Origin of the sequence: Pontibacter akesuensis, from assembly GCF_001611675.1 — a bacterium.
In the GTDB taxonomy this organism is placed as follows: domain Bacteria; phylum Bacteroidota; class Bacteroidia; order Cytophagales; family Hymenobacteraceae; genus Pontibacter; species Pontibacter akesuensis.
On the sequence record NZ_CP014766.1, the window covers coordinates 1,826,349 to 1,840,938 of the forward strand.

General features: G+C 51.3%; 10 protein-coding genes. 9 read left to right on the forward strand and 1 reads right to left on the reverse strand.

Features of this window, described 5'->3' with window-relative positions; translation table 11 throughout:
* The 4 genes from A0W33_RS07730 (at position 1) to A0W33_RS07745 (ending at position 6,942) form a co-directional block, all read left to right on the forward strand.
* Entirely contained in the window at positions 1–1,200 is a 1,200-nt protein-coding gene (locus A0W33_RS07730) for a hypothetical protein (RefSeq protein ID WP_068837614.1), read from the forward strand.
* A 274-nt stretch (positions 1,201–1,474) separates the two neighbouring features.
* Positions 1,475–2,809: a M16 family metallopeptidase gene (locus A0W33_RS07735; RefSeq protein ID WP_068837615.1), complete on the forward strand. Its 1,335-nt coding sequence runs from the start codon at positions 1,475–1,477 to the stop codon at positions 2,807–2,809.
* 125 nt (positions 2,810–2,934) lie between these two features.
* Positions 2,935–5,022, forward strand: coding sequence for a M16 family metallopeptidase (locus A0W33_RS07740; protein ID WP_082815163.1), 2,088 nt, complete (start codon positions 2,935–2,937; stop codon positions 5,020–5,022).
* A 267-nt stretch (positions 5,023–5,289) separates the two neighbouring features.
* Positions 5,290–6,942: an erythromycin esterase family protein gene (locus tag A0W33_RS07745; protein WP_068837616.1), complete on the forward strand. Its 1,653-nt coding sequence runs from the start codon at positions 5,290–5,292 to the stop codon at positions 6,940–6,942.
* A 104-nt stretch (positions 6,943–7,046) separates the two neighbouring features.
* Here the strand turns inward: A0W33_RS07745 and A0W33_RS07750 are convergent, their stop codons facing one another.
* Entirely contained in the window at positions 7,047–7,955 is a 909-nt protein-coding gene (locus A0W33_RS07750; protein WP_068837617.1) for a DUF72 domain-containing protein, read from the reverse strand.
* Positions 7,956–8,295: 340 nt separating this feature from the next.
* Here A0W33_RS07750 and A0W33_RS07755 point away from each other — a divergent pair, with 340 nt between their 5' ends.
* The 5 genes from A0W33_RS07755 to A0W33_RS07775 all read left to right on the forward strand — a co-directional run bounded on the left by A0W33_RS07755 (position 8,296) and on the right by A0W33_RS07775 (position 13,988).
* Positions 8,296–8,796 (forward strand): septal ring lytic transglycosylase RlpA family protein, encoded by a 501-nt coding sequence (locus A0W33_RS07755; RefSeq protein WP_082815164.1) that lies wholly within the window; start codon positions 8,296–8,298, stop codon positions 8,794–8,796.
* Positions 8,797–9,047: 251 nt separating this feature from the next.
* On the forward strand, positions 9,048–10,694 hold the full coding sequence (locus A0W33_RS07760; protein ID WP_068837618.1) for a TldD/PmbA family protein: 1,647 nt from the start codon (positions 9,048–9,050) through the stop codon (positions 10,692–10,694).
* 30 nt (positions 10,695–10,724) lie between these two features.
* Entirely contained in the window at positions 10,725–12,041 is a 1,317-nt protein-coding gene (locus A0W33_RS07765) for a TldD/PmbA family protein (RefSeq protein ID WP_068837619.1), read from the forward strand.
* A gap of 87 nt (positions 12,042–12,128) precedes the next feature.
* On the forward strand, positions 12,129–12,746 hold the full coding sequence (locus tag A0W33_RS07770) for a DUF4159 domain-containing protein (RefSeq protein ID WP_068840006.1): 618 nt from the start codon (positions 12,129–12,131) through the stop codon (positions 12,744–12,746).
* Between the two features lie 246 nt (positions 12,747–12,992).
* A complete protein-coding gene (locus A0W33_RS07775) occupies positions 12,993–13,988 on the forward strand; it encodes an AAA family ATPase (RefSeq protein ID WP_068837620.1) in 996 nt (331 codons plus the stop codon).
* The last annotated feature ends 602 nt before the right edge of the window (positions 13,989–14,590 follow it).

Here is a 14,590-nt window from a genome sequence, read left to right on the forward strand (position 1 = left end):
ATGGATAAACCTATAAGAGCGGATTTTCTGCTACTCCTGCTGTTCGTAGTAACGGCAGCCATTATACTTTTCAGGATCAGCATACATGGCTCCGGCTATCTAACACCAGACTCCGAAGCCTACCTAGAGTTGGCGCAGAATCTAAAGGATGGACACGGTTTCTATGTACTGAATGCTGAAGGGACAGAGAGACGTTACTTTTCAACCTGGCCTGTAGGGTACCCTGTACTCATTTACCTCTTTTCTGAAGTAAGCCAGTTCAATGTGTTCTTGGCTTCCAAAGTGCTTAACCTGCTGTTTCTGGGTCTTGGTTTTCTGCTGTTGCGCCACCTATGCCTTCTCTATGCCTTTGTACTTGCTTCGATATACGGTGCCTATACTTTTATGGAAGTGTACAGCTTTACCTGGTCTGAAGCACCTTTTATACTAGGTTTGCTCTTGTTGGCTTATCTTGCTAACCAAGTATGGTTAAGCATAAATATAAACCGAAACATACTGCTCATCTGCCTGACATGCATATTCCTGTTTCTGGTTCGCTATGTAGGTGCTTTCTCGTTTGGAGTACCCGCTTTACTTGGGTTATACTTCGCTTATCAACGCAAGTATAAATTAAGTGTCAAACTCTTTCTGGCAGCTTTAGTACCAGCCATACTTGCAGGCGTGTACTTATACAACAACTACCAACAAAGTGGCTTTACCACCGGTTTTGACAGACTTGAAGCAGAGACAGAGGATTCGCAAAGCTTTGTGCTCATGATGTTGCAAGGCCTGCTAAACGAGTTCCTAATTATCCGGGAGTTCCGGCTTTCCAACCAACCGGATTATCTTTTCTATTTCACTACAGTGCTACAGTTGCTTCTGATGGCTTTTGTGATCGTGAAAATCAGAAGGCACTATTCTTTCTGGCAGGAGCTTAAGAATAGTAGCTTCTCCCTTGCCTGTATTGGCATCGGCATACTTTACTTTGCAGCTATACTTCTTCTGCGTTCTGTCTCGCATTTCGACGACCTGGATTACAGACTGCTTTCTCCCTTCAGCTTTCCCGTTTTCATAGGTTTGATCTACACGCTTGCCACCTTACCTGATATTCATAAAGACGTGGTTCAGGCGAAGTACGCGGTGTTCACTCTATTCATGATTTCACTGTTCCTTTCCGTGCCCAAGAACTTTATTTTTAGCCAGTTGCAGCAGTTGCTCTAGCATTTGTGTTTAATAGGTGTAGTCGTGTAACTACGCTTTAAATATGCCTGGCCTAAGTAGACTTTAGCTCCTGGTGCCATAAGGACATGGCTTTCCGTTCGTCTATAAAATCAGCGGGTTCATCTGCCTTCATCTCTTATCTGCCGAAACCGAAACTGGTCACCAGCATGCAAGTGGCATTTCCCGCTTATTAGAATTAATTTTATACTTTGTAGCATCACGTCTGCAAAATTCCGGCTAACGCCATTCACGCTTATCAAACAACCAAAAACACATGAAACGCAAGTTTATCATCTGCCTTTTGTGGTGTGCCACCAGCCTCGCGGCCATGGCGCAGAGCAAAAGCAACAAGATCGAGTTTACGGAGTACACGCTCCCGAACGGCCTGCACGTAATCCTGCACCAGGACAAGTCTACGCCGAATGTGGCGGTATCGGTGCTGTACCACGTGGGTTCCAAAAATGAAGTGGCAGGACGCTCTGGCTTTGCGCACTTTTTCGAGCACCTGATGTTTGAGGGCACCGAGAACATCGGCCGCGGCGAGTACAGCTCGCTCGTGCAAAAGGCAGGTGGCGCTCTTAATGCCAACACCTCCTTCGACCGCACTTATTACTACGAATTGCTGCCATCAAACCAGGTGGAACTTGGCCTGTGGCTGGAAGCAGAGCGCATGAAGCACGCCAAAGTAGACGAGGTGGGCGTGGAAACACAGCGCAAGGTAGTTCAGGAAGAGAAGCGGGAGCGTATCGACAACCAGCCTTACGGCTCGATGGGCGAGAACGTGTTTTCGCTGGCTTACAAGGAGCACCCTTACAAGACAATGCCAATCGGATCCTTCGAAGACCTGAATGCCGCCAGTATTGAGGAGTTCCGTGACTTCTACAAGACCTTCTATGTGCCAAACAACGCGACGCTTTCCATCGCCGGCGACATCAACATAGAGGAGACCAAGAAGATGATCGAGAAGTATTTTGCTGGTATTCCGAAAGGCACCAAAGAAATTCCTCGCCCGAACGTGGTAGAGCCAAAGCAGACCGAAGAGCGACGTAAAACGGTGTATGACAACATTCAGTTACCCGCCGTTATTCAGGCGTACCATGTGCCGGAGCAGGGAACAGATGATTTTTATGCCCTTTCTATGCTGACGACACTGCTTTCAGGTGGCGAGAGTGCCCGCCTGCCAAAGGCGCTGGTTGATAAGCAGCAGAAGGCAGTGGCCGCTGCCTCTATTCCCTTCCCAACAGAAGATCCGGGCCTGTTCCTGACTTTTGCCATCGCCAACATGGGCGTGGAAGTGGACGACCTGGAGCAAGCGATGAACGCCGAGATTGAGCGCGTAAAGACAGAACCACTTTCTGACCGTGAGTTCCAGAAGCTACAGAACCAGATCGAGAGCAACTTTGTGCAGCAGAACAGCACCGTAGCCGGTCGTGCCGAAAGCCTTGCTAACTATGCGGTATACTTCGGCGATGCTAACCTGATCAACACAGAGTTGCAGCGCTACATGAAGGTAACGAAGGATGATATCCAGCGCGTGGCAAAGGAGTACCTCACCAAGAACAACCGCGTGGTACTGCATTACCTGCCAAAATCAGCTCAACCAAAATAGACGTTAGATTTTTAGACATTAGACACAAGACTTTTATTGATGAGTGAGATCAATATCAGGATACAAAACACAAAAAGTCTTATATCCTGTGTCTTGCTACTTGTGTCCTCTTCAAGAAAAAAATCATGATAAAGAAACTATATAGTACCGCATTTCTGGCGTTGGCGCTGATGAGCGTAATGCCGGCGCAGGCGCAGCAGTCTACGCCTCCGCCCCCAGGCCCTGCGCCTAAAATTGAACTGGGCAAGTATGAGAACTTCACCCTGAAGAACGGCCTGAAAGTATACGTGGTGGAAAACCACAAGCAGCCGGTTGTCTCCATGTCGTTAGTATTGGACCGCGATCCGATACTGGAAGGCAATAAGGCGGGCTATGTGCAGGCCGCTGGGCAGATGATGCGCACCGGCACTACAAAACGCACCAAAGATCAGTTTGACGAGCAGGTAGACTTTATCGGCGCAAACCTGGGCTTCTCCTCCACGGGCTTCAACGCCTCCTCGCTGAAGAAGCACCTGCCTGTGCTAACAGACCTGACGACGGATGCCCTGTTGAACCCGAAGTTCACACAGGAGGAGCTGGATAAGATCAAAAAGCAGATGAAAGCCAGCCTGGCCCAGTCGAAGGACAACCCGGATGCCATTGCCAGCCGCACACGCAATCTGGTATTGTATGGCAAAGACCATCCGTACGGGGAGGTAATGACTGAGGAAACTGTGGACAACATCACGCTGCAGGACATCCAGAACTACTACGACACCTATTACAAGCCAAACATCGGCTACCTGGCTGTGGTGGGCGACGTGACGCCGAAGGAGATGAAGAAACTTCTGAAGAAGTCGCTGGCGAAGTGGGAAAAAGGCAATGTGAAAGAGCAGAAGTTTGACTTGCCAAAAACGCCGGACCAAACGCAGGTGGTCATTGTGGACCGCCCAAGCGCGGTACAGAGTTCCCTGATCCTGACAAACCCAGCTGACCTGAAGCCAGGCGCAGAGGACGCCGTGGCAGCTTCTTTGATGAACAACATCCTGGGCGGTGGCATGGACTCCCGCCTGTTCCAGAACCTGCGCGAAACGCACGGCTATACTTATGGCGCCTACTCGTCCATCAACAACGATGAGATTCTGGGTCGCTTTAACGCCAGCGCCAACGTACGAAACGCCGTTACAGACAGCGCCGTGGTGGAATTCATGAATGAGCTAACCAAAATCCGCAACGAGCGCGTGAGCGACGAAGAACTCCGTGATGCCAAGGCTTACATTATGGGCAGCTTTGGCCGTGGCCTGGAGAACCCTGCTACGGTAGCGGTTTACGCCATCAACACCGCCCGTTATGGCCTGCCTGAGGATTATTATGCCAATTACCTGAAAAAGGTGGAGGCTGTAACCGCCGATGACATCCAGCGCGTGGCGCAGAAGTACATCAACCCGGATAAAATGTACATTTTGGCAGTTGGTAACGCCTCTGAAATTTCGGACAAGCTGAAGAAGTTCGACAAGGACGACAACCAGATTGCCTACTATAACACTGTTGGCGAGAAAGTGGACCGCAAGGCCATGGGCGTGCCAGCCGGTCTAACAGCAGAAAAAGTGATTGCTGACTACATTAACGCCATCGGTGGCAAAGCCAACATCGAGAAGCTGAAGGATGTCAGCATCACCAGCAACGCCAGCATTCAGGGCATGACGCTCGTTTTTAAGCAGCAGCAGAAAGGCAATGACAAGTTTGCCGTGCAGGTACTGATGAATAACAACCCCATGCAGCGCATGATCATCAACGGCGATAAGGGCAAGATGGAAGCGCCGATGCAAGGCGTGAACAAGCAGCTGACCGCCGATGAGCTGAAAACACAGAAGTTGGAGGCGAACCTGTTTCCTGCCCTTCAGTACGACAAGCTCGGCATCAAAACGAAACTGGCGGGCGTGGAAGATGTGAACGGCACAGAGGCCTACGCAGTGGAGGTAACGCAGCCAAACGGCCAGAAAGCCACTCACTACTTCGCAAAAGACTCTGGTCTGCGCCTGAAAGAGGTGAACAACCTGGAAACACCGCAGGGTGTCATCACCCAGACGAAAACCTACAGCAACTACAAAGAGGTGAACGGCGTGAAGTTTCCTTACGTGGTGGAGACAGTGGTAGGTCCGCAAACAGTTAAAGCCGAGGTGCAGAACATTGAGGTAAACAAAAACCTTAGCGACGACATCTTCAAGATGTAATTTTTAAAGACAAGACGCAGCATTACTTTATACTTGCTGCTAAGATTTAAAGCGGCTGACTCTTTCAAGGTCAGCCGCTTTTTTGTGTTGCGCAATAAGTATATCTTACTCCTTCAACAGGTTAGTTAAATAGCTTTGCTTTGTGAGTTGTAGCTTACCTGCTGATCAATGCCGCCATACCTATAGCTACTATATGAACAAACTTAAGGAACAAGGGGAGCACTGTACCTGCTGCTTGCCATTTCAGTTGCGTTTCTGGTAGACGGTGTGCATACACTGTACCTGCAAAATAAGATCGCTCCGCAGGTAAAAGCACACCTCGCCCCGATGGATCTTTCTGGCACCAGCACAGACACAGCAGCATTTCATCAAGCCCTGGCCCGAATAGTTTCCGGTAAATCCATTGTAGGTTTTGGAGAGGCCACACACGGTACCGCAGAATTTGAGCGGGCCTTCGCTCTTATTACCAGAAAGCTTGTGCGCGAGCAAGGCTTCAACGTAGTTGTGTTCGCAGAAATGAACTTTGCCGACACATGGCAGCTCAACAAGTATGTGCTGCAGGATAGTGGAGAAACCGAGGTTGGTTTTCACACGCCCTATACTTTCCTTCAGGAGGACCGGCTGCAGCTTATAGAGTGGATCCATGCCTACAACAGAGGTAAACCAGCGCATGAAAAGGTGTGGTTCATGGGCGCTGATGTGAACACCCCCAACGGGGCAGCCCACAACGCGCTCCTTTACTGCAGCGAGAACGACATCTCCCTTCCCACCGAAACACGTGCAGCACTAACAGCCATCGCGCAGCTTCCGCTGTACAGCCAGGCAGAGGCCTTGCGGGATAGCACTTCGCTGAAAAACATTCTTGCAAAATTAGCTCCGCTTTACCAACTGGTGCAGCAGCATGCCAGCCAGCAAGACAGCCTTGACCTAAGGCAGTTATGGCTGGCCCAAAGTATAGCCAGTCTAAATAGTGCCCTTAAGTCCTACTATGCGGTAAGTCATACAGAAGACCCCTTCAGAGACTCCACCATGTACAGCAACCTGAAATGGGTGCTGGCGCAGAGGCCGGATGCCAAAATGCTGGTGTATGCGCACAATAAACACATCGAGAAGAAACTGGGCATCAGCGACCTATCGCCTGACTTAGCGCGGCTGGGCTGGCATATTAACCAGCACCATCAGAAGGCGTTTGCTGTAATCGGTACGGAAGCCTGGAAGGGGAAATACGTGTATTCGGCAGAGGGAGAGGCAACTGACATTGTGAATAAAGCAGGCAAAATAGGCACAACCCTTGCCAAGGCAACTGCCACTCCTGTAGGCTTGATACACCTGAATGCCACCCCGGAACTGACTGATTTTTTTAACCGGAAACACACTATAACAGTTGGCATTGCTTCGCCGGCCAGCATGTATTCACGCACAAAGGAGCTTGCTGAGGCATTCGATGCCATCCTTTACGTTAGGGAGTCGAGCCCAATTAAAATAAGAGAGCTGTACGGGTTTAACCTGGCATTGGAACTGGACAGAGCGAAGCACGCAAACATGCTGAAAAGCAATTCGCTCATACTTGCCGGTGCCACCTCCTACACCACACTGGACTCTTATCAACCCGGCAAAGGCGTAAAATTTACTGTTAACTTTTTGAATAAGGATAAAGAACTTATCAGCTTCAAGGCTGCTCCTGTACTTCCCGATAGTAAGTTAGATCATGAATTTGTCTTTCCGGATGCAACCGCTTATGTGTTGCTAAGCTTTACAGGAGAAAAAGTACAAGAATTCTCTCTTGCTGATCTTACCATCAACGGGATACCGGCAAAAGAGAAGGATTTGATACTAAGCAGCAAAAGCTACAAGAAAAGTTATTATAAGGGAAATAACATGCAGGCAACTTCCCCTACTGTTATAAGAGTTAGTCTTTAGGTGTTTTAGGCAAATAGCCGAGCACCTTATTTATACTTTATAAAAGCCTTTCCCGAATATGTGTGGATTTCTGCCACTCACTTCAGAAGGCAATGGAAGATACATCAGAATAACTCCCCCTGCACCGGTTGCTGCGTTTTCTTCGGTGGCTTCAGGTCAAAGCCGCATACTTTGTTCAGCCTTTCGATCAGGTACGTGGCCAGCTCAGGGGCCAGGGTATTGTCCGGTTCGTGCACGAAAAAGTATAGCTGGCGCAAACCGTTGCTGAACCACTCCTGCAGGCGCTCCACCCAGGCATCGATGCGGGTATAATCGGTCGGGTGCAGGCCGTTGCCCACAAAGCGGATCATGGCAGAGGGCGTGGTCAGGCGCATGTGCAGCACATCGCGGCGACCGGCCACGTCTGTCATCACGGTGCCTACTTTATACTTCTCCAGCACCTCAAACAGCTCCAGGCTGGCCACATTGTCCGTAAACCACCCTTCGTGGCGCAACTCTACGGTGAGCGGAATGCTCTCTGGGATGAACTGCAGGAACGCCTCCAGATCCGAGAGCTGCTTTGGGGCAAAGTAGGGCGGCAACTGCAGAAAGGCTTCGCCCAGCTTATCTTCCAAACCGGCAATCGAGGCACAGAAAGCGGCGGTTACATCCTGAGTGCTGCGCAGGGCGGCTTCATGGCTGATGAGCTGCGGAAACTTGGGGCAGAACTTGAAGCCCCGTGGCACGGTGTTTCGCCAGCGGTCAATGGTGTCGGGGCTGGGGATGTGGTAGTGCGTGCTGTTGAGCTCGATGGTATCAAATTGCCGGGCATACCAGTGCAGCGACTCCTTTTCGGGCATGGCGGCGGGATAGTATTTACCCACCCAGGCTTTGTTTACCCATACCGGTAGCCCCACGTATACCTGCGGCTTGATATAGCTCCCGGCCTGCTGCAGCAAGGGCAGCGTATCGGGGTGGTTGGGGGGCAGCGCAAAGTCAACGCCGCTGATATCTGCTAGCCTTCCGAAATCCATATGCCTATCTATACTTTAATCTTCCGAAAAAGGCCAGCGCCGCTACAGCCATTTTGCACAGGTTACTGCCACTTCGACCCTAAACTTGACAGATTTTGCACCTGTTTGGTTTGCAAAAGTGAACTTTTTTCGATATTTTTTATAAGCTATACCTAATATAGCCTCAGCTGCAAAAATATCGCTTTACAGCCGTTAAACAAACATTTTTGCATTATCTGACCTACAGCAATTTTAACACATCAGGCTGTATCCCCCTCCACCTTCTGGGCAATAATGGCGTAAAAGGGCTCGTTTAAAAACAAATTCCGTACCTTTGCCCCTTCACCAACTATTACGTAATATGAATGATAATAGAAAGTGCTTCTTTTTAACGGTAATCATTTTTCTATTTATTGGCATCAGTCAGCCAACAATTGCACAGGATAATGCAGCAAAAGCCGAGACCATAAAAGGCGAGGCATCGTGGTACGGGAGCCGTTACCACGGAAGAAAAACCAGCAGCGGAGAGCTCTACAACAAGTATGAGATGACCGCCGCACACAAGACACTCCCTTTCGGCACAAGGGTAAAAGTGACCAACCTCGATAACAACGAATCCGTTATCGTGCGCATCAACGACAGAGGCCCGTTTGTGGGCGACCGCATCATTGATGTATCAGAGGCCGCAGCACGCGAGCTTGAATTTCACAGCCAAGGCATCGGACGCGTAAAGATTGAAGTTCTACGCGAGGGAGCCGAACTGGCAACCGCCGCTGGCTTCTCTTTCGATGTCACTTCTTTTGCTGGCAGCAGCATGATGGCTTCCGACGTAGACACGGACTTGGCCAACAGCAGAAACTAACATGGGCAGAGGCGCTCCCGCCTTTCCTGAACCTCCTGATTTTTTAAAATAGAGCAAAAGCGCAAAGCCAGCAGTGGCTTTGCGCTTTTGCTTTTTATGCCCTTGCCTTTGGTAGGGCAGCAGCGGCCATTCATCTATAAAATCCCCTGTTTTGGCTGATAATGGAAGTTTATACTTTGATAAGCAAAACAGAATGGCTATACTTAGTTACCCAAACTAAATGCTTTAAACTGTAACTAACCTAAAATACCTTGAAACGACGAAACTTCCTTGAGTTATCGGCGCTGGGCTTCGGTGGCTTAATGCTGCCTTCTATTCCGGTGTTCGGCGATATCATCGCCCCAGAAAGAGCACTAGAGACCATAGACCCGGCGCTGAAGAAAAGACTGGCTGATGTGGCCTTGAACACAGCCAAGTCGAAAGGCGCCTCATACGCCGATGTACGCATTGGCCGTTACCTGCAGCAGTACGTGTTCACCCGCGAGAAGCAGGTGCAGAACATCGTGAACGCTGAGTCGTTTGGTGTGGGCGTGCGTGTGCTGGCTAACGGCACCTGGGGCTTTGCCGCTACCTCTGATGTATCAGACAAGGGCGTAGCCAAGGCCGCCGACCAGGCCGTAGCCATTGCCAAAGCCAACGCCAAGTTACAGAAAGAGCCGGTGCAACTGGCTCCGGTGAAGGGCTTCGGCGAAGTAAGCTGGCGCACCCCAATTCAGAAAAACGCTTTTGAAGTACCCGTAGGAGAGAAAGCAGACCTGCTGCTCGCCGCCAACGCCGCCGCAATGGCCAATGGCGCCAACTTCGTAAACTCAGCCTTGTTTCAGGTAAACGAGCAGAAATACTTTGCCTCTACCGAGGGCTCTTACATCGACCAGGACATCCACCGCATCTGGCCAAACTTTACGGTTACGGTGGTAGACAAGGCCTCTGGCAAGTTCAAAACCCGCGAGGCGTTAAGCGCACCGATGGGCATGGGCTATGAGTACATGAACCCTAAGGCTGCCGAGAAAATTAAAGGACCGGAAGGCACGGGCCTCACCGGCTACCGCAACGCCTACGATATGCTGGAAGACGCCGCCCTGGCTGCCAAGCAGGCGAAAGAGAAACTGACGGCCAAGTCGGTGATGGCGGGCAAGTATGATTTGGTGCTCGACCCGAACCACCTTGGCCTCACCATACACGAATCGGTGGGCCACCCACTCGAACTCGACCGTGTGCTGGGTTACGAAGCAAATTATGCCGGTACTTCCTTTGCCACGCTGGATAAGTGGAAAGGCAAAGACTTTAAGTATGGCTCAGATAAGGTGAACATCTTCGCTGACAAAATACAGCCGGGCTCTTTGGGCTATGTAGGCTGGGATGACGAAGGCGTGAAGACGAAGAAGTGGGATCTGATCAAAGACGGCGTGCTGGTGAACTACCAAGCCATCCGCGACCAGGCGCACATTATCAACGAAGACGAATCGCACGGTTGCGCCTACGCCGACAACTGGAGCTCTGTGCAGTTCCAGCGCATGCCAAATGTATCGCTGGCACCGGGCAAGGAGAAGAAGAACGTAGACCAGCTGATTGCCGGAGTAGACAAAGGCATTTACATCGCAGGCCGTGGCTCCTACTCCATCGACCAGCAGCGCTACAACTTCCAGTTTGGCGGCACTACCTTCCACGAGATCAAGAACGGCAAGATCGTTGGTCCGCTCGAGGACGTGGCGTACCAGAGCAACACCCAGGAATTCTGGAACTCCTGCGCCGACATGTGCGACGAGAGCGATTACCGTCTCTTCGGCTCGTTCTTCGACGGCAAAGGCCAGCCTAGCCAGGTTAGCGCTGTATCGCATGGTTCCGCCCATACCCGTTTCAACGGCGTGAACGTGATTAACACGGCGCGAAAAATTTAGTCTTTCACCTTCTAATGAGCATGAATTAAAATGGCAATATTAAGTAAAGAAGAAGCTCAGGCGATACTCAAGAAGGCGCTGGGTTTTTCAAAGGCTGACGAGTGTGAGATCACGCTCACCGGCAACGTAGGCGGGAACATTCGCTATGCCAGAAACGAGGTATCTACCAGCGGCGCTGAGGAGAACGTGTCGATGGCCGTGGAATCCCGCTTCGGCAAGCGCTCTGGCGTGGCCACCATCAACGAGTTCGACGATAAATCACTGGAAAAAGTGATTCGCCGCTCAGAGGAAACTGCGCGCCTGGCACCGGAGAGCCCGGAGTATGTGGAGTTGCTCGGCCCCCAGAAGTATAACACCACCAAATCGCACTTCGAAAGTACAGCCAATATCAACCCCGCTTACCGCGCTGACGCGGCCGCCAAAAGTATAAAGGCTGCTGCCGACAAAGGCCTGACAGCCGCTGGCTTCCTGGAGCACTACACCAACTTTGTAGCGAAGATGAACAACAAAGGGCTGTTCGCTTACCACCCGTCTACCATTGTTGACTTCTCCGTAACCATGCGCACCGACGACGGCACCGGCTCTGGCTATGTGACCCAGGACTTTAGTGACGTAACTAAGCTGGACACGGGCAAAGCCTCTCAGATAGCGGCCGAGAAAGCCGCAAACTCAAAAAACGCCAGAGCACTGGAGCCGGGCAAGTATACCGTTATTCTGGAACCCGCTGCCTCAATAGACCTGATCCAGAACATGTTCGGCAACATGGACCAGCGCAGCGCCGAAGAAGGCCGTAGCTTCCTGAGCAAGTCCGGAGGCAAGACCAAAGTTGGTGAAAAGCTGGTAGATGAGCGCATCACAGTTTACTCAGACCCGAACCATGCGGATGTGCCTACGGCACCGTTCGCTGCCGATGGTAGACCGCAGCAGAAGGTGGTATGGATAGACAAAGGCGTGGTGAAGAACCTGTACAACACCCGCTACTGGGCCTCTAACAAAGGTGCCGTGTCTACGCCTCCTCCGGGAAACATGATCATGGAGGGCGGCAACATGAGCCTCGAAGACATGATTAAAGGCACCAAGCGCGGCATACTTGTAACGCGCCTGTGGTACATCCGCACTGTAGATCCGCAGACGCTGCTTTACACCGGCCTTACGCGCGACGGTACGTTCTACATCGAGAATGGCAAGATCATGTACCCGGTTAAGAACTTCCGCTTTAACGAGAGCCCGGTGATCATGCTCAACAACCTCGATGCGCTAGGCAAGCCACAGCGCATCAGCGGCAGCATGGTACCCCCGATGCGCATCCGCGACTTTACGTTCACAAGCTTGTCTGATGCGGTGTAATAACTGCTGACTTATACTTTGAATGCCGTATGCAGCACCGCTGTGTGCGGCATTCATTTTCATACCTTAATTGATTACGAACACCCTGTGCTACCTTTCACTTTCGTCAGACTACAGTACCGCTCCGGCAATTGGGATACCGACCCCCGTATGCCGAGCAACCTGCTGCATTCGCTTATACAGTACACCAAGGTGGAGGTAAACGAGCATGAGAAAGTGGTGCCTCTGGATAGTGCGCAGCTATTTAACTATCCCTTCAGCTATCTAAGCGGGCACAAACTGGTGCAGTTTAACCAGAAAGAGCGGCAGAACTTCGAGACCTACGTGCGCAACGGCGGCTTTGTCTTCGTGGATGATTGCAACCACGACGTAGATGGCCTTTTTGCCCGTTCCTTTGAAGAGCAGATGCGGCAGATATTTGGCGCTAACGCGCTTAAAAAACTCCCGAACAGCCACAAACTGTACAAGTCCTTTTTCACCTTTGATGAAGGGCCACCCACAACTTCCTTCGAATTGAACGGCTGGGGCGATGACTTGGTGCACGATTACCTAAAGGCTATAGAAATAGACGGCCGCATCGCCGTGCTCTACAGCAACAAAGACTACGGCTGCGAGTGGGACTACGATTTCCGGAACAAGCGCTGGCTAGCCGAAGACAACACCAAGTTCGGCGTGAACATTATTATGTATGCGCTGATGAGTTAATTCAAGATGAGTAATGAGTGATAAATATTATTTGCCTACTACAACAAGATAAACTAGCCAAGTGCACGTTTGACGATTTTTTGTTTGGGCGTTCTGCGAGTTCAAAATCGTCTTGATTCTTTTGCTTACTTTTCTCATCAAGGAGAAAAGTAAGGCCCCGCCGGCGAGGCGAGCTATGGAACAAATTGGGTTGAACTAGAAAAAGCTTCAACAACGAAGCTTTGAGTCATTATTCATTAAAAAGACGTGACTGAACAAGACATAAACCACCTGCTTGGCAAACTACCAAAGCTAAAGCAGGAAATACAGAAGATAATTGTAGGCCAGGAGGAGGTGCTGGACGAGGTGCTGATCACGCTGCTGGCAGGAGGCCACGGTTTGCTGGAGGGCGTGCCGGGGCTGGCTAAAACTTTACTCGTGCGCACCCTAAGCAGCGCCATGGACCTGGGCTTTCGCCGCATCCAGTTCACGCCCGACCTGATGCCTACCGACATTTTGGGAACCGAAGTGCTGGAGGAGGATCATGCCACCGGGAAGCGCTTCTTCAAGTTTAACGAGGGACCGATCTTCTCCAACATCGTGCTGGCCGATGAGATAAACCGCACGCCGCCCAAAACACAGGCAGCCCTGCTGGAGGCGATGCAGGAGCACGAAGTAACCTACGCCGGCACAACCTACTCGTTGCCACGACCCTTCTTCCTGCTGGCTACCCAAAACCCCATTGAGCAGGCTGGCACTTATCCATTGCCCGAGGCGCAACTCGACCGCTTCCTGCTTTTCATCAAAATCAAGTACCCAACCGAGCAGGAGGAGCTAAACATACTGGCCAATACCACCGGCACCCGGCAGGCACAGGTGCAGCCAAGTATAAGCGGCGAGGAAGTGCTGCAGTTACGCCAACTGGTGCGGGAGGTAAGCATCAGCGAAGAATTACTTAGCTACGTCAACCACCTCGTGCGCGCTACCCGCCCCGACACCACCACCGTAAATTTCATAAAAACCTACTGCCGCTGGGGCGCCGGGCCGCGTGCCGGACAGGCACTTATACTTACTTCCAAGGCTAGGGCACTGTTGCACGGTCGTTTTGCCGTAACGGCAGATGATGTTCGGGTGATGGCTTACCCTGTACTGCGCCACCGCGTGCTGGTCAACTTCACCGCTGAGGCAGAGCGCATTACCCCCGACAGAGTGGTGGATGAGTTGCTGCAAAGTATAACGCTGCCAAAGGCGGTGCTAGTGTAGCCCTGCGGGCAATTAGGAATGAAGAATAGGTAGATATTCGTGTATGCTGAAGGCCAGATTTCATAGCTGCAGTTTTCGCATGAACATCCCCCTACCCCCTTCAAAGGGGGACTTGGCCCTCCCCAGCCCTCCCCTAGAAACAGGGGAGAGAGTTTAGTTGAAGCTCCGTCAGCAGCGGCTATCTGAACCGATTCCAGTCCTTGGGTTGAGCGCCTTTGGAGTTTTTCGGTCCCGCTGGAGGCGGGATTGCAAAGCGAAGCGAGCAAAGAAAAGGTCCCAGCGCGATGCCCGAGGACGGGGCCCCGCGGCCGTGAACGCTCCAAAGTATGAGGTGCAAAGAGTGGTATTTGGGAACTAGAGGATGAAGGGTAGCTAGGAAAGTTAGCCTGTTCGGAGTTGCGAATGCAACAGCTATAGAAGTATGGCGGGGGCAGTCAACAGCACAAGCGGACACTTGCGCCTGGGAATGTATCAAGTGTGGCTTCAACAAGTATAGCCACCGCTAAACAAGTATGGCCTTTCAAGCCAGTTGAGTTACAAACTCGACACCATACCAGGACACAAGGCTGAAGACTTGCACCAGGCAAATAAGATTCCCTGGC

Excerpts from the sequence above, each read along its gene's own strand:
- A0W33_RS07730 (WP_068837614.1), top strand. The coding sequence starts at position 1 with ATGGATAAACCTATAAGAGCGGATTTTCTGCTACTCCTGCTGTTCGTA.
- A0W33_RS07735 (WP_068837615.1), top strand. The coding sequence starts at position 1,475 with ATGAAACGCAAGTTTATCATCTGCCTTTTGTGGTGTGCCACCAGCCTC.
- A0W33_RS07740 (WP_082815163.1), top strand. The coding sequence starts at position 2,935 with ATGATAAAGAAACTATATAGTACCGCATTTCTGGCGTTGGCGCTGATG.
- A0W33_RS07750 (WP_068837617.1), bottom strand. The coding sequence starts at position 7,955 with ATGGATTTCGGAAGGCTAGCAGATATCAGCGGCGTTGACTTTGCGCTG.
- A0W33_RS07755 (WP_082815164.1), top strand. The coding sequence starts at position 8,296 with ATGAATGATAATAGAAAGTGCTTCTTTTTAACGGTAATCATTTTTCTA.
- A0W33_RS07765 (WP_068837619.1), top strand. The coding sequence starts at position 10,725 with ATGGCAATATTAAGTAAAGAAGAAGCTCAGGCGATACTCAAGAAGGCG.